The sequence below is a fragment of the Shewanella abyssi genome (assembly GCF_023284025.1).
Lineage (GTDB): Bacteria > Pseudomonadota > Gammaproteobacteria > Enterobacterales > Shewanellaceae > Shewanella > Shewanella abyssi.
Window position 1 is genome coordinate 1 of sequence record NZ_JAKIKR010000020.1, and the last position, 16,836, is coordinate 16,836.

The 16,836-nt window shown below is 45.6% G+C and carries 14 protein-coding genes; 13 read left to right on the plus strand and 1 reads right to left on the minus strand.

Annotated features, from left to right (window positions below):
- Positions 1–41: 41 nt before the first annotated feature.
- A complete protein-coding gene (gene priA / locus L2755_RS10495; RefSeq protein ID WP_248980646.1) occupies positions 42–2,237 on the minus strand; it encodes a primosomal protein N' in 2,196 nt (731 codons plus the stop codon).
- Between the two features lie 120 nt (positions 2,238–2,357).
- Between priA and L2755_RS10500 the strand changes: the two genes are divergently transcribed.
- The 13 genes from L2755_RS10500 (at position 2,358) to L2755_RS10560 (ending at position 16,834) form a co-directional block, all read left to right on the plus strand.
- Positions 2,358–3,083, plus strand: coding sequence for a FimV/HubP family polar landmark protein (locus L2755_RS10500; protein ID WP_248980647.1), 726 nt, complete (start codon positions 2,358–2,360; stop codon positions 3,081–3,083).
- A 178-nt stretch (positions 3,084–3,261) separates the two neighbouring features.
- A complete protein-coding gene (gene rpmE, locus L2755_RS10505; protein WP_202286633.1) occupies positions 3,262–3,474 on the plus strand; it encodes a 50S ribosomal protein L31 in 213 nt (70 codons plus the stop codon).
- Between the two features lie 659 nt (positions 3,475–4,133).
- Positions 4,134–5,384: a malic enzyme-like NAD(P)-binding protein gene (locus L2755_RS10510; protein WP_248980648.1), complete on the plus strand. Its 1,251-nt coding sequence runs from the start codon at positions 4,134–4,136 to the stop codon at positions 5,382–5,384.
- Between the two features lie 148 nt (positions 5,385–5,532).
- Entirely contained in the window at positions 5,533–7,449 is a 1,917-nt protein-coding gene (gene csrD, locus L2755_RS10515) for an RNase E specificity factor CsrD (RefSeq protein ID WP_248980649.1), read from the plus strand.
- A 212-nt stretch (positions 7,450–7,661) separates the two neighbouring features.
- Complete coding sequence (locus L2755_RS10520; protein WP_248980650.1) at positions 7,662–8,543, plus strand: type IV pilus biogenesis protein PilM; 882 nt, start codon at positions 7,662–7,664, stop codon at positions 8,541–8,543.
- Positions 8,540–9,151, plus strand: a complete 612-nt coding sequence (locus L2755_RS10525; protein ID WP_248980651.1) for a PilN domain-containing protein — start codon at positions 8,540–8,542, stop codon at positions 9,149–9,151. The genes L2755_RS10520 and L2755_RS10525 overlap by 4 nt, the downstream gene beginning before the upstream one ends.
- Positions 9,151–9,807: a type II secretion system protein M gene (locus L2755_RS10530; protein WP_248980652.1), complete on the plus strand. Its 657-nt coding sequence runs from the start codon at positions 9,151–9,153 to the stop codon at positions 9,805–9,807. Before L2755_RS10525 ends, L2755_RS10530 begins: the two co-directional genes overlap by 1 nt.
- Positions 9,788–10,123: an MSHA biogenesis protein MshK gene (locus tag L2755_RS10535; protein WP_248980653.1), complete on the plus strand. Its 336-nt coding sequence runs from the start codon at positions 9,788–9,790 to the stop codon at positions 10,121–10,123. Before L2755_RS10530 ends, L2755_RS10535 begins: the two co-directional genes overlap by 20 nt.
- Before the next feature lie 4 nt (positions 10,124–10,127).
- The gene (gene mshL / locus L2755_RS10540; protein ID WP_248980654.1) at positions 10,128–11,798 is read left to right on the plus strand and encodes a pilus (MSHA type) biogenesis protein MshL; all 1,671 of its coding nucleotides are present in this window, start codon (positions 10,128–10,130) and stop codon (positions 11,796–11,798) included.
- Between the two features lie 2 nt (positions 11,799–11,800).
- Positions 11,801–12,709, plus strand: a complete 909-nt coding sequence (locus L2755_RS10545; RefSeq protein WP_248980655.1) for an ExeA family protein — start codon at positions 11,801–11,803, stop codon at positions 12,707–12,709.
- On the plus strand, positions 12,706–13,881 hold the full coding sequence (locus tag L2755_RS10550; RefSeq protein ID WP_248980656.1) for a tetratricopeptide repeat protein: 1,176 nt from the start codon (positions 12,706–12,708) through the stop codon (positions 13,879–13,881). The genes L2755_RS10545 and L2755_RS10550 overlap by 4 nt, the downstream gene beginning before the upstream one ends.
- Positions 13,878–15,614: a GspE/PulE family protein gene (locus L2755_RS10555; RefSeq protein ID WP_248980657.1), complete on the plus strand. Its 1,737-nt coding sequence runs from the start codon at positions 13,878–13,880 to the stop codon at positions 15,612–15,614. The genes L2755_RS10550 and L2755_RS10555 overlap by 4 nt, the downstream gene beginning before the upstream one ends.
- Positions 15,614–16,834, plus strand: a complete 1,221-nt coding sequence (locus L2755_RS10560; protein ID WP_248980658.1) for a type II secretion system F family protein — start codon at positions 15,614–15,616, stop codon at positions 16,832–16,834. The genes L2755_RS10555 and L2755_RS10560 overlap by 1 nt, the downstream gene beginning before the upstream one ends.
- Positions 16,835–16,836: the final 2 nt, after the last annotated feature.

Here is a 16,836-nt window from a genome sequence, read left to right on the forward strand (position 1 = left end):
CTCTAATGAACTTTTTCTGCTTTAGTTGCAATAAAGTCGATTTAAAGCAGATCTTGCGGGTCGCGATCTAGACTCCAGCGGCATTTTTTAGCCAGCGGTAACTGCTCAATTTGTGGTAGTGCTTGTTCAAACGCTTGTTGCAGTTGATTGCGACTTTTTGTTTGAAACAGTAACTGGCGACGATACTTGCCCGCTTTTCTATCAAGTGGCGCGGGCATGGGTCCAATCACCTCACACTCTTCGTTTTGCGGCAGTAACGCAGCTATTTGGCTGAGCAGTGCATCGGCGTCGCTTGCAAGGAGAGCTTCTGCACGAATTAGGATCATATGCCAAGCGGGTGGCAGTAATGCTTGTTTTCGCTCATTGAGTTGGTTGCGAGAAAACTCGCCGTATCCTTTATGCATCAGTTCTCGCAGCATGGTATTGTCACTTTGACGCGTTTGCAGTAACACTGTGCCTGGTTTATTCGCCCGTCCAGCACGACCCGATACTTGGGTGTAAAGCTGGCCGAAACGCTCAGGTGCTCTAAAGTCAGCGCTAAACAGCGCGCCATCGACATCCAACAGCCCGACTAAAGTGACATCGGGAAAATGATGACCCTTGGCCAGCATTTGAGTGCCGACTAAAATTTTGTATTCACCTTTATGGATCGCGTTGAGGTGCCCCTCGAGTGAGCCTTTATTACGGGTGGTATCACGGTCAATGCGCACTACTGGGTGGTTGGGGAACTCTTTTTCAAGGAAGCTGGCGAGTTGCTCTGTACCGACACCTTGGCCCGCGAGCATGGTGCTGCCACATTGATGACACTGCTTGGGGATAGCATACTGATTACTGCAGTGATGACAGCGAATTTCACCTAGAGCTTGATGCACGGTAAAGAAGGCATCACAGCGATCGCATTCGTGTAGGTGGCCACATTCGTGGCAAATCAGTGCAGGTGCAAAACCACGTCGATTGAGAAATAAAATGACTTGGTTGCCGGCATCAAGGTGAATACGCATCTCATTTAATAATGCATGGGACATCCCTGAGCGCAGCGGCTGATTGCGAATATCGACAATGCCTTGACGTACTTTTTCTGCATTGCCTGCGCGCTTACCTAACTGTAGATGATGATATCGGCCACTAAGAGCATTCTGTAAGGTTTCAAGTGACGGTGTCGCTGTGCCTAAAAGCACAGGGATATCTTCTAAATGGCCACGCATGACAGCAAGATCACGCGCATGGTAACCCACACCCTCTTGCTGCTTAAAGCTTGAGTCATGCTCTTCATCTAAAATGATCACCCCAGGATAAGCCATCGGCGTAAATAGCGCTGAGCGAGTGCCGATAATAATCGCCGCTTCACCTGTTTTGGCGTTACGCCAGGCATCTAAGCGTTGATTGTCAGTTAAACCTGAATGAATGACTGCCACTTTTACATTAAAGCGCCGTCTGAAGCGGCTAATGGTTTGTGGGGTTAAGCCAATTTCTGGTACTAGGATTAGCGCTTGTTTGCCCTGCTTTAATATTGTTTCTAGTAAAGCTAGGTAGACTTCTGTTTTACCCGAACCGGTAACACCTTCGAGCAGGGTGCTGTTATAGCCCGATTGTTGAGTGAGTGTCGCGACGGCGATGGCTTGTTCAGGGTTGAGTCTGTGTGGCTCTTCGGTCATTTCAAGCTGGGTGCGCCAGCCTAAATCAATTGAGACTACTCGTGATTTTTTGGTTATCCAACCTTTATCATCGAGTGCTTTGAGCGCGGCTTTACTGAGTTCTAAGGCGGCTATCTCGTGTTGCTCAAGATCGCGTTCTGTTAGTGTGTTAAACAACTTACGTTGTGCCGGTGCACGGTTAAGTTGGTTAATGTCGGCGGCTCGGCCGGTATCAGTTAAGCTCCAATAGGTCGCGGTCGCCGCTTTTGACTCCGCCCCTTTTCTCAGTGCCACAGGAATTGCTTGTGATAGCATTTGTCCTAAGCTACAGAAGTAATACCTTGCAGCCCAAGCAGTTAATTTATAGAGTGAATCAGGTAATAGCGGTGCATCGTCTAAAATGCTAATAATAGGCTTTATTTGTTTAGGGGTTAGCTTACAGGTATCCGTTATGGCCGTAATAAGGCCAATAAGCTGCTGACGACCAAACTGCACTTGTACTCGCATGCCCTTTACAGGAGCAATGACGATATGATCCGGAACTTGGTAACTAAAGGTTTGCCGCATTGGAACGGGCAGTGCGACCTCAACAAACAAAGGCATAAAACTCTATTTCGATAGGAGATAAGCCTGTAGTGTACCGAGGCAGGTCTAGGAGAGCTAGTCAGATTTAATTTATATCGCGATTCAACTGCTAAGCCTGAGAGCGAAGAAAGGGAAACGATGAAAAGAATAATAATTTTAGCATTAACGACGTTAGTTCTGTTTAGCACAGCGGTTACTGCCGAAGTATCTCATGTCAGCATTAATCAACGATTATTTGAACTGGGAGAGTATCCCAAACTGAAACTTAATATCGTTTCTAGCCATACTAACCCTAATAAAGTGCAGTACTTCTTACGGCAGTCGATAGGGGAGGAGCGCCTTGTTAGCTCGCCGCTGACTAATTTTCTGGTGTTAGTGACTGGCGTTGATGATGTGGTCGATAGTGAAGCGGTATTGGTGGTGAAAGAGCATAAAATAAACCGTTGGCGAGAAGTGACTGTGCTCAGCTTATTCGGTGACAATCCTGTAAAAAGTTTACCGACAACGGCATATGCTGAACCCGCTCCATTGCCAGCCAAAGTGGATGAGAAGGCGAATAGTGGTGCAAAAGAGCTATTATCGGCTAGAACGGCGGCAATAGCCGCTAATCTCGAAGACAACTGCAGGATCGATTTTAATGGCACCGAAACGCTTTGGCGTATTGGTGTACGTCAGTCTAAAGTGTGGGGCATCAACACTTACGGTGCAATGTTGGCCATTTATGAGGCTAATCCAGAGGCTTTTAAAAATAACAACATCAATGGCTTAAAGTCGGATGCATCATTGGGGTGTCCCTCTGTAGCGATACTGGATAAATATGCCGATGCTAGGACTGCCGAGAAATTATTTGATACAATGTACTAAAGATTTGGTAAATTAGGCTCGGGCGCTTACTGAGTCTATTTATAGTGATTAAAGACGGGGCGCTTGAATCTATTGGTTAGATGCTGTACCATCCTGCGCCTTAAACTATTATTAACTGCATGTGGTGTCCGACTTCGGGTTGGAAGAGCGACATGGCCTTAAACTTGAGGTAATTCCAATGAAAGCAGGCATTCATCCTGATTATGCAGAAATCACTGCAACTTGTACTTGTGGTAACATCATCAAAATTAACTCTACTGTAGGTAAAAACTTACATTTAGACGTTTGTGGTGCATGTCACCCATTCTACACTGGTACCCAGAAAGTGACGGATACTGGCGGACGTATCGATAAGTTCAACAAGCGCTTTGGTGCACTTGGCAAGAAGTAATTACTTCTGCAATGAATTTAAAAAAGGCGCCTTATGGCGCCTTTTTGCTATCCTGAAATTGACCTTTCCGCTCCAAAAGCCGCCGAGGCAAAATTATTTCTGCAAAGTAAAATCAAACATTGAAGATGATGTTCGGATAAATAAACTCGGTTTATGCCGTCATATCGATTATCAACCCAAGTCAGCTGAAAGACTTTCGGCAGATAATGCCAACCAATGACGATAGGTCAAAGGGGTGGTGAATGGATGTGAAAGAAAAGCTCATGTTTTTGCACTGTTAATCGATGATAATTTGCTTTTGATGATGTTTAAGCAAGATATTAGTAAGTTTAGTAACGTTTTTAATCTTACTCTGCCGCAAAGCCAGCTGGTAACACGGTATAGCGTGTATTTTTATTACAGGAAATAATGGGTAAATGGCACTCATTTGTCGCAGATAACCGATGAAAAAGACAAGTTGAAATAATATATAGCGATAAAGTCGAGTTTTTCAAAGATCTTAATTGAAATGCTTCTATATTCGAGTATCTTAGCGTCTATCAGCTTACGTTTTTTGTTTAGGTTTGCACCAAACCACAGTAACCTAAACAAGCCAAAATAACCGTTTAGCTGTCGACCTTTCGCTTTGGATAATATTAGTCGCACTCAGGATTAGAAAAATGGCCGATCTTCGTCAACAAGCCCTCGATTATCATGAATTACCCGTTCCAGGTAAAACAGCAGTTTGCCTAACAAAACCCGCAGAAACGAGCATGGACCTTGCACTGGCATATAGCCCCGGTGTGGCTGAACCCGTTCGTGAAATAGCGGCAAACCCTGAAAATGCATATCGCTATACCGGTAAAGGAAACACAGTTGCTGTGATCTCTAACGGTACCGCCATTTTAGGTTTAGGTAATCTAGGTCCGTTGGCCTCTAAACCTGTCATGGAAGGTAAAGCACTTCTGTTTAAGCACTTTGCCAATATTGATGCGACAGATATCGAAGTGAAACACAGAACGTCTGAAGAGTTTATTAATACCGTTGAAGCGATTGCCGATACATTCGGTGGTATCAACCTTGAAGATATTAAAGCGCCAGAGTGTTTTGAGATCGAAAAAATATTGATTGAGCGCTGTAATGTGCCTGTTTTTCATGATGACCAACATGGTACTGCGATTGTGACTGCCGCTGGCATGATCAATGCGTTAGAGATCCAAGGCAAGTCGATTGAAGAGGCCGTATTTGTTTGTATGGGTGCTGGCGCAGCTGCAATCGCCTGTATGACCATGATCGTTAAGTGTGGTGCGCAACGCGAAAATATCTACATGCTAGATAGAAAAGGCGTTATCCACACGCGTCGCGAAGACATTAACGAGTATAAGGCGTTGTTTGCGAATAACACTGATAAGCGCACGCTACAAGATGTTATAAAAGGCGCAGATGCTTTCTTAGGATTGTCTGGCCCAGATGTTCTAGGCGCTGAAGATGTTGCTTTGATGGCTGAAAAGCCAGTGATTTTTGCTTGTTCAAATCCAGATCCTGAGATTAGACCCGAAATTGCTCATGAAACACGTAAAGACTTGATTATGGGAACGGGTCGCAGTGACTATCCAAACCAAGTTAATAACGTATTATGTTTTCCATTTATTTTCCGTGGTGCATTAGATGTGCGTGCATCAAAGATTAATGATGAAATGAAAATTGCTGCAGTGCACGCCATTGCAAGCTTAGCGAAAGAAGCTGTTCCAGCATCAGTGCTTGCTGCTTATCCAGATGTGAGCTCGCTTGAGTTTGGTGCTGAGTATGTACTTCCAAAGCCAATGGATCCGCGTTTATTGCCGAATATTGCCAAAGCCGTAGCGATTGCTGCTATCGAATCTGGTGTTGCCCATATTACGACACTTCCTATCGGTTATATGGAGTCGTAATCAGGTATTGTTACACCGATTAATGAAAGGGCCTTAGGGCCCTTTTTTGTTTTCTATCGTTTTTATTTTGCCTTTTACCATCCGCTGTTTAATAATCCTCAATAAGCCGCTATATGCGGGATAAGTCTTCTAAATCAAAATAAGATATATGATCCTTACTCGAATGCTTACTAAGAAACTCACTAGCTTTTGGCTGATGTCGTTAGCTGGAGTTGCCTTTATCGGTTTTTTAACCGCCATGTTCAGTTTCTTTCAGTTGACCTATGCATTTCAACAGCAAAAAGTGTCGGAACTTGAGGGGATGTTGCAACAGCAGTTAGCGGTATCTGTGGCACCAGAAGATAAGTGGCAGCTTAATAATTGGTTGCCGCCAGTGCTGCATGCATACCAAGCGAAATCATTTATTCTGACTAAAGATAACGCCACTTTTTTTGAGTTCAAGGCTAAAAAGCCGCAGTCGGCAGGGGTGCGCTACAGCAGTGACCTTGGCGATGGTCTAGTCATGGAACTTGTGTTACCACAGCCATTTAATAAGCATGAGATGGGGGCCTATGAGTGGCTGATTATATTGATCGGCTGTATTGCTGTAGCACTATTTGTTCGGTTTGGATTTCGGTGGCTGTCGGACGAACTTATTGGTATTGAAGATCTTGCACAACGAGCCAATCTCATCTTAAGTGGCAAGCGTGATAAGGCCTTAGCTGAGAAGGGCCATGGCAGGCCTAGAATGATAAACCGTGCCATGACGCAGCTACTGCTAGAGCTACATGATGCGCATAAAGAGCGCGCAAGGTTTGATCAGTTTATACGTGCCAACACTTTTCTTGATGCTGAAACCGGGGTTGGTAACCGTTTGTTCCTCAAAAATCGATTGGATGCACTGAGTAATAATAGCGGCATGATGACACCGGGCGTGTTGTATCTGTTCGAGATGGAAGATCTAGACCTGTTAACCCGAGAGATTGGTGATGAAGAGGTCAATGAGATACTTTCACAAATCATCGCCACCATAAATCAAATTTTAGTGAGCAAAGCTAACAGCATTTTCTCGCGCCGCTCTTATAACCAGTTCGCGGTCGTTGTGCCACAAATTTCTCAAAAAGAAGCGGACCAATTAGCGGCTAAGTTATTACGGGCAAGTTTGAGCCAGATTGATAGCTTACTCGACACACCTGATGACTTCCTGCATCTAGGTGGCGCCTATTTCAAAGTGGGTGATGATAAAGATGCGTTAGTTGAAGAGGCCGAACTCGCGCTGCGATCAGCTCAATTTCAGGGCGGTAGTAGCTGGTTTATGTATGATAAGGGCGCGGTTGATGGTGACTTGTCCAAAGGCTCTGTACGTTGGCGCAGCTTTTTGGAGAGTGTGCTGGTAAGCAAACGCGTGTTTTTATTCTCGCAGCCTGTTGTTGATGGTGATTTTAATGCACATCACCAGGAGGTATCGTGCCGATTGCGGGATACTCAAGGCAATTTGGTCCGCGCGACACTCTTTTTACCCATGGCAATTAAATGCGGCCTCACTCCTCAAATCGAGAGACAGGTTATTGAGATGGTGTTGTTTGATGTGTTACCGAAACAAAAGGATACTAGCCTTAAGTTCAGTATAAACCTGAGTTTAGATACATTAACCAGCCGCGCATTTGTGCGCTGGTTGAAAACCACATTATTGGAGTATCGACATCTAGTGCCACGGATTATCTTTGAGGTAAATGAAGATATATTGGTGAATAACCAAGATGTGCTCACTGAGCCGCTCGACATGATCAGTAAAATGGGCGCGGGGATCTGTGTTGATAGGGTTGGGCAACAGGTTGTTAGTACTGAATACTTTCAACGTTACCCCATCTCTTTAATTAAACTGCATCGCTCTATTGTTAGTCAAATCCACTTACGAGCGGAGAATCAACTCTTTGTACGCAGTCTCATTGCTGGCCTGTATCGTCTTGACGTACAGATTTGCGCTGAAGGTGTTGAAGTTTTTGAAGAGTGGCAGACATTACAAATTCTAGGGGTGAGTGCGGGGCAGGGAAGTTTCTTTAGTGAGCCGATAGAGGAGACGTAAGCTGTTTTTATTTTCATTACGCCAGATAATCTAACGGTATTATGGATGTTTTTCTATAATATTCAGCTATTAGTGGTTACACTAATGACATAAGAAGACTATTGTTCTAACTTGAATGAGTGCCATTAGTATTTAATTAACAAGTCGTTATCAATAGTACGGCAGTGTGATATTTTTTTGGTCGAAATTGACAGTATTTAAGGCATGGATGAATGGAAGATAGCTGGTTAAGTAAACTCCAATTTTGGCGGAAAGCCGTTCCAACAACAGCGTTGGGGTTATATGTTTGTGCCGATAAAATATTTGTATATCAAGGGGCAACTGAAAAGTCTGCCGCCAATTCATCCACTTTTACCTTCAAAAAATTTGATTGGATCTATGCCTTCGAGCAGATCGTAAAATCGTTCGGCATTGCAAAAATTCAAATCGTTTTATCTGCCGAGTTTTATCAAGTGATGCAGGTTGATAGGCCAAATGTCGAAGCCGAAGAGATGAATGCTGCGTTGCTATGGTCAGTAAAAGATCTGGTTAGCCAACCGGTAACCGACATCCATTTAGATTACTTCGAATCATCTAAGCAAACGACCAACAAATTAAGTGTTGTTGTTGCTGAAAAAAAACAACTCACAAACCTACTACTCGCCGTAAGGGCGACGGGCAATGAAACGTGCGGCGTAACGATTGAAGAGATGGCTGTTACCAATCTGTTTAATGATAGCCAAGCAAGGTTGTTACTCAGTCACCGCACTGGCGGTGAGCTTTTGCTTGCCGTGGTAAAGAATGGCGAGCTATTTATGCAGCGCAGAGTCAGAGGGTTTTTACAGCTCGATAGCATAGCCGCTGATGATTTGGCTTTTGGTCATGCTGACAATTTGAGTTTAGAGATCCAACGTTCAATGGACTTTTTTGAAAGCCAGCTGCGTGAAGCCCCCGTCGCCTCGATTGACTTACTGATGTTGGGTGCCCGGGACAAACTAGCCGAATTAGTGAGTGAAAACTTCAGTCAAAGTGTGACACCTTTCCAAGCTGAGTCGGTAGAAGTGATCTTCTCTCAGATGGCCTTGGCCGAGTTTTCGCGAGGTGAAACGATATGAAATTAAGAGTTAACCTCTACTCGGAGTCCCTCTTTCCAGCTGAACTAGGTTTATCTTTTTTACGATTGAACCAAGTGCTCGTTGGCTTGGTTTTAGTGTTGCTACTGAGCAGTGCTATTGCCTATGGATTGGTGTCGAGCTTAGCGTCTGAAAAAGCTGAATTGCAACAAACTAAGGCCACTTTAGATAGGCAGAAAACTGAGCTCGAAGCTGACCTAGCCAAAAGACTGCCAAGTGCATCGCTGGTTGCTGAAGTCGAATTAAAAGCGCAACAGTTAGCGCTCAAGCAGATGTTAATGGGTAAGTTGAGTCAACAAGAAGCGCTGACAAGTTTTGGTTACTCACCGCTGCTGACAGATTTGGCCAGCGTGGCTGATCGCAGCATTTGGCTGAACCGCATTCAGGTTAACGAGAATCGCTATATCTTCGAAGGCTACACCTCTAGCCCACAAAGCGTTCCCAATTGGATTGATAGACTTAAAACCACCACCACATTAAGAGGTCATGCATTTGCATCAATGACCATGAGCCTAGGTGAAGACCAACCGCTGGCATTTAAATTAACCAGTGATGTCGAAACGGGCAGCAATGCCGTGGAGGCTCGATAATGAAACAGCACTGGTATGATTTAGCTAGCAAGTTTGATGAGCTTAGCCAACGTGAAAGGGTGTTAGTGGCGGCTGCGGTGCTTATCGTTGCGGGGTTGCTTTTTTATTTGCCGTTAGAGTCACTGTTAACCAAGCATACTCAGTTAAGTCAGCAGATCTCCTCTTTAAACAGTGACAACAATATTTCACAGCAGCAGATTGCGCTCTATGAGCAAAGTTTGGCTAGCGACCCCGACACCGTGTATCGCCAGCGCTTAGCTAATATTATTCAGCAAACAGCTCAAATAGATGAAGAACTGTCTTTTCAAATGGTTGATATGGTGCCAGCAGATCATATGCCGGCCTTGCTTGCTGGGCTACTTTCAAATGTAAAAGGCATTAAATTGAACGCCTTTACCTCAATCGCACCAACGGCATTATTGGAAGTCGGCGAAGAGAAAAAAATGAATTTGTATAGCCATGGGATCAGGCTGGAGTTTACTGGTGATTACTTTTCGGTATTGCGCTTTGTTGAAGCTGTTGAGAGTATGCCAAATAAACTCTACTGGCGCAGCATGGATTATAAAGTGGATGCCTATCCCAAAGCGGCAATCACGTTAGAGCTTTATACCCTAAGTATAAATAAGGACTTTATTAGTGTTGCTAAAACAAATTAGTCGCTTAGTACTGCTAATCGTTGTAGGCAGTTATTGTGTTAACTTAAGTGCCGCTAGTTTACGTGATCCAACGTTACCTGGTGCAGGCGCAAGTATAACCAATACAGCAACTGTGTCAGTGAATAAGTCATTGACATTGAACAGTGTGCTAATTAAACAAGATGGCTCTTTGGCCGTGATTAATAATGAGATCTTTAAGCAGGGTCAACGAGTACAAGGTGTAAAGATTGTGCATATTGGCAAGGATACTGTGTCGTTAGCGGATGGCCGTAAACTGACAATGTTTAAAACGATTACAGAGATTAAGGGACAATAAACAGATGCGCTCAACACGATATATAACCCCTTTACTGGCATTGTTATTAGTGGCTTGCCAAACTGTTGACCGGCCGAACCCAGTAGAGTCAAAACAAGCTTTAGCTGATTCTATCACCATCGCTGACACCGCTGCCTTAGCGCCACCGCCTGCTGTACTGCCTAAAGACGTGCAAAGAGAGCTCGCGTCAGACAGTTTACTGGCCGGCTTTACACCAGCGAGAAGAGCTGAGCGTCGTTTTGACGTGTCAGCCCATGAAGTAGACGCTAAAGTATTTTTCCCCAGTCTAGTGCAGGGCACACCATTGAGTGTGGCTGTGCACCCTGATGTCTCAGGACAGATTTCGCTTTCATTAAAAGGGGTTACCCTTAACGAAACCTTGCAAGTTGTTGAAGATATTTATGGTTATGAAGTGAGCCGAGAAGGGCGCATTTTACGTATTTACCCTGCTGGCATGCGTACCGAAACCTTTTCACTCAACTACCTCTATATGCAGCGCGAAGGACTGTCCTTAACCTCGGTTAATTCTGGGCGTATTTCAGATGATAACAACAGCTCCAGTGGGAGTAATAACAGCAATAGCGGCAATAATAATTCGAGTAATAGCTCCAATAGTGACTCAAATTCAAGCAATAGTAGCAATGAGCAAACCAACGGTACTTTTATCCGCTCAACAACTAAATCTGATTTTTGGGGCGAGTTAAAAGAAACATTAGTCTCCATTGTGGGCGAAAGTGGCGGCGGACGCCAAGTGGTGATTACCCCACTGGCTGGACTCGTCACCGTGCGGGCCTTCCCCAATGAGATAAGACAAGTGCGTAATTTTATCAAAATGGCAGAAAGTCACTTGCAACGCCAAGTCATTATCGAAGCGAAAGTGCTTGAAGTGACCTTGTCTGATGGTTACCAACAAGGGATCCATTGGGAAAGCGTATTGGGCCATGCCGGTAGTACCGATATTACCTTTGGCACCAGTCCATCGACAGGCTTAACGGATCCTATCACCAGTGCGCTAGGTGGGGTGACCTCTATAAATCTTCAAGGTTCAGACTTTAGCACCATGATTAGTTTGCTTGATACGCAAGGCGATGTTGATGTGCTATCGAGCCCACGTGTTACCGCGTCAAATAACCAAAAAGCCGTGATTAAAGTGGGCACTGACGAGTACTTTGTCACCGATGTTTCTTCAACGACGATTGCTGGCACCACCCCTGTCACCAGCCCTGAAGTTGAGCTTACGCCATTTTTCTCCGGCATCGCACTCGATGTTACCCCGCAAATCGATGCAGAAGGGAATGTGTTATTACATATCCACCCATCGGTCATTAATATTAAAGAGCAGACTAAAACGATTAAGATCGCCGATAGCACCTTGGAGCTCCCATTGGCGCAAAGTGAAATCCGTGAGTCCGATACTGTCATTCGAGCTGCAAGTGGCGATGTGGTCGTCATCGGTGGCTTGATGAAGAGTGAGAACATTGAGCTGGTTTCTAAGGTACCGTTACTTGGGGATATTCCATTTATTGGTGAGGCATTTACTAACCGTGTTAAATCCACCGTAAAGACAGAATTGGTTATCCTACTTAAACCTATCGTTGTTGGTGCTGACACATGGAAGAGCGAGCTTAAACGCTCTCAAGATCTACTCGACCGCTGGTATCCAGAGGAGGAGTAGCCTTGTATCTGCAGCACTTTCGGTTAACTGAAACGCCATTTTCATTGACACCGAATACAGAGTTCTTTTTTGGATTAGCACCGCACGTGGAAGCCTTGCAAGTGCTGCAAACGGCGTTACAAACCGGCGAAGGTTTTATCAAGGTTACCGGCGAAGTTGGTACTGGAAAAACCTTGATTTGTCGAAAGCTCATTAATGAGCTGCCTGAGCGTTTTCACTGTGCTTATTTGCCTAACCCGTACCTTACACCCGCCGAACTTCGCTGGGCTGTAGCGATGGAACTTGGACTTAAACACTCTAGCCAGATGGGGCAGCAGCAGCTCACCGGTTTAATTCAACAGCAGTTAATGGCGCTAAGTGCACATGGGCACTCAATTATTTTAGTCTTGGATGAAGCACAAGCCTTACCCGACGATAGTTTAGAGGCGTTACGGTTATTTACCAACTTAGAAACAGAGAGTCGAAAACTATTGCAGGTGGTGTTATTTGCTCAGCCAGAGCTCGATGAACGTCTTGCCATGAGCAAATTTAGGCAGCTGAGACAACGAATAACCTTCAGCTACTGTCTTCGCTCCCTCACATTAGATGAGTCTTCCGCTTATATTCAACATCGATTAAAAGTGGCAGGCAATAAAGATGAGACTTTGTTTACAGACTTCAATGCTAAGCGTATCGCGAAAGCGGCGCGAGGGATCCCGCGTTTGATCAATATTTTATCTCATAAAGCGCTACTGGTTTGTTTCGGTGAAGGGGTGATGAAAATTTCAAAGCATCATGTTGATGCCGCTATCGCAGATACCGAAGATGCATCCTCTCACAAGCATTCATTACTGCATTGGACATTGGCTGCAGGTGCATTAACCAGCATGGTATTAGCGACTCTATATTGGTTTAAGGGAGGTGTTGTATGAGCGTAATCAATAAGATGCTCAAAGATTTAGATAAGCGACAACAACCTCACGGCATTGAGAGCATGGCAAAGCCACAAAGTGCGCTGTTACCTCAGCGCCAATCTAAGCTAGCTATCGTCATGACCAGTTTACTGTCGTTGCTGATGGGTGGCTTGATTGTCTTTATTGTTATTGAGCCTAGTAACCCCAGCATGATTGATGATGTGATTACGGCTTTGCAAAGCGAAGCGCCAAGTCATCAAATTGCTGATCGGCTAACGGAGCCAGCGGTTATAGACGAGGCTGCAGCGACGAGTGTTGTCAGGAACAGCCATGACGATCACTCCGCAGCAGCGGAATTGACGCCGCCAGCGGTTAGCCCTGTGCAAGTGATAGCAGCAGATGTGACTGACGAAAGTACCACAGGCCTCGATGACAATACACTCGCTAGTAGCCAAACTAGCAATGAAGTGAGCGGAGTGACAGCCACTAAAAGTCCTGCAAGTTTGCCCGTTAGCAAAAAAGTCAGCTCGATGAGTATAGAGCCTACTAAACCGGCGACTCGCGCATCTTATAGCGGCAGCAATATGGCGATAAAAGAGGTCAAGTTAACCCCTAAGCAGTTGGCACAGAAACAGATGATATTGGCAAATGATGCCCAGCAGCAGGGATTGCATAGCGATGCACTCACTTATTATAAGGCGGCTTTGGCTTATAACCCTGCTCTACATCAAGCCAGAAAGCAGGCCGCAGCGCTTTATTATGGGCAAAACAAGTTGTCAGAATCTGCGCAGCTATTAAAGCAAGGGCAACTATTATTCCCTGAAGAGTATGAGTATTCACTGCTGTTAGCACGCGTGCAGCAGGCAGCGGGGCAGAATAAGCAAGCGTTGGACAGCTTGGGGCTAATTCCCGACACGAGTGCCTTGGCGTTAAAGAAGTGGCATCAACAAAGTGATTTAGCACAAAAAGAGCAAGACTTCCCCGTTGCAGAGCAAAGCTTTAGGCAACTCGCCAAAAATGAACCTAGCCAGGGGCGATGGTGGATGGGGCTGGGCTATGCACTCGACTCTCAGAAAAACTATACCGAGGCCAAAAATGCCTACAAGCAAGCCTTGGCACAAGGGAACCTCTCTTCTCAAGCGCAAGCCTATGTTGATAATCGATTGGTGCAGTTAGGAGCATTCCAGTGAAACCTAAGTTAAAAATGCGTTTAGGTGATCTTCTCGTTCAAGAGCACATCATTACCGATGACCAGCTCGGCCAAGCGTTGAGTGAACAGCGTAATAGCGGTAAAAAGCTTGGACGCACGTTAATCGATCTTTCATCGATCACAGAAGAGCAGTTGCTGAAGTTTTTGTCTCAGCAGCTCAATATTCCTTTTTTAGATATCAGTAAACGTGCCATTGCCTCAACGGTTGTTGGGCTGCTACCTGAGGTGCAGGCCCGACGTTATCGTGCCCTAGTGGTTGAAGATAATGGTGATTCGGTCTTAGTAGCCATGAGCGATCCTGCGGATCTACAGGCAATGGATACGCTAGAGGGGCTGCTTGTCCCTAAACGTATTAACATCGCGGTCGTGACTGAAAATCAACTGCTTGATGCTTTCGACAATCTTTATCGCCGTACTGATGAAATTGCGGAAATAGCCGGTAAGTTAGAAGAGGAGTATGCGGCTGACGACCTGTTCGATCTCGCGAGCCTAACTGACGGCGACGCTGACAATGAAACCACCGTGGTTAAGTTATTACAGTCAATATTTGAAGATGCAGTGCAGATGCGAGCATCGGATATTCATATTGAACCCGGCGAGAATGCATTAAGGATCCGCCAGCGTATAGATGGTCAACTGCATGAAAATATACTACCCGAAGTGAATATCGCCGCCGCCTTGGTATTGCGTTTGAAACTGATGGCAGGACTCGATATATCTGAAAAACGTTTGCCACAAGATGGTCGTTTTCACATGGAGATCAAAGGGCATAAGATCGACGTGCGTATGTCGACTATGCCTATTTACCATGGTGAGTCCGTGGTAATGCGTCTACTTGATCAATCAGCAGGTTTGCTGACCTTAAACCAAACCGGGATGCCAGCTGCCATGCTGGCACGTATTCGTCGACAAATTAAGCGTCCTCATGGCATGCTTTTAGTCACCGGGCCAACGGGTAGCGGTAAAACCACCACCCTGTATGGTGTACTCAGTGAGCTCAATACTGCCGACAGAAAAATCATCACCGTTGAAGATCCTGTCGAGTACCAGCTGCCCCGTATAAATCAGGTGCAAGTTAACCACAAGATAGGCCTCGATTTTTCTAACGTGCTACGAACCACCTTGCGTCAAGATCCCGATATCATCATGGTGGGTGAGATGCGAGATCAAGAGACGGTTGAGATTGGGCTTCGTGGTGCCTTAACGGGTCACTTCGTGCTTTCAACCCTGCACACTAATGATGCGGTAACCAGTGCGTTACGACTGTTAGACATGGGCGCTGCGGCTTACTTAGTTGCCAGTGCCTTAAGAGTTATTATTGCCCAACGTTTGGTGCGCCGGGTCTGTCAAAACTGCGCCAGTCCTTATGTGTTAACCGCGCAGGAAAAGGTATGGCTTACAACCGTCAGTAAAATTGATATCTCAAAGGCGACCTTTAGAGTCGGAACCGGTTGTCAAAGTTGTAACGGTAGCGGTTATCGCGGCCGTATCGGTGTGTTTGAGATGCTAGAGTTAGATGAACCTATGGTCGAGGCGATGCGTTCAGGCAATCCGCAGCAGTTTACTAACGCAGCCTATAACAGCCCTAACTTTACCCCCTTAGCAGATTCTGCCTTAGCGTATTTAGCACAAGGTATGACGACCATCGAGGAAGTGGCCAAGCTGGTTGAGGATGTCAGCGATGACACGCTTAATGTCGGTGAGGGTGCATAATGCCGAGTTATCAGTATCGCGGGCGCAGTGCCCAAGGAGAGCAAGTTACTGGGCAGTTAGATGCTAGCTCAGAAAGTGCAGCGGCCGACCAACTAATGTCTCGCGGCGTGATCCCACTTGAGCTTTCTCCCGCAAAAGAGCTGAAAGAGTTTAGTCTTAAGTCGTTATTTAAAGGCAAGGTCGCACTTGAAGAACTACAAATTTTTACTCGGCAAATGTATTCATTAACGCGCTCGGGTATTCCAATGTTACGCGCGATAGCGGGTCTTTCAGAGACCACCCATTCACAGCGTATGAAAGATGCTCTCAACGATATTTCAGTGCAGCTCACCTCCGGTAGGCCGCTTTCATCAGCGATGAACCAACACCCAGATGTGTTTGATGCACTGTTTATATCGATGATCCATGTGGGTGAGAACACCGGTAAGTTAGAAGATGCGTTTATTCAGCTGTCTGGCTATATAGAGCGCGAGCAAGAGACACGGCGACGGATTAAAGCGGCCATGCGCTACCCCATATTTGTGCTGATTGCGATTTCCATCGCGATGGTGATCCTCAATATTATGGTCATTCCTAAGTTTGCGGAGATGTTCTCCCGTTTTGGCGCCGATCTCCCCTGGGCAACCAAGTTGCTTATCAACACATCGAGCCTGTTTGTTAATTATTGGGCTTTGATGATCGTGATTTTAATTGCATCTTATGTGGGGATCCGTTACTGGCACAGCACTGACAAAGGTGAACGACAATGGGACCGCTGGAAACTCAATATTCCTGCGGTGGGCAGTATTATTGAACGTTCAACGCTTTCTCGCTATTGCCGTAGCTTTTCGATGATGCTGAGTGCCGGTGTTCCTATGACGCAAGCCTTAAGCCTAGTGGCGGATGCGGTGGATAACGCTTATATGCATGACCGTATAGTGGCTATGCGCCGTGGTATCGAGTCCGGTGACTCCATGTTAAGGGTACACAATAGTAGCCAGCTATTTACCCCATTAGTGTTGCAGATGGTTGCGGTGGGTGAGGAGACCGGTCAAATTGATCAGCTACTTAACGATGCGGCAGACTTTTACGAAGGCGAAGTCGATTACGATCTTAAAAACCTAACGGCTAAACTGGAACCGATATTAATCGGTTTTGTTGCCTGTATCGTATTGGTGCTGGCGTTAGGCATTTATCTACCCATGTGGGACATGTTGAGTGTCGTTAAGGGCGGTAACTGATG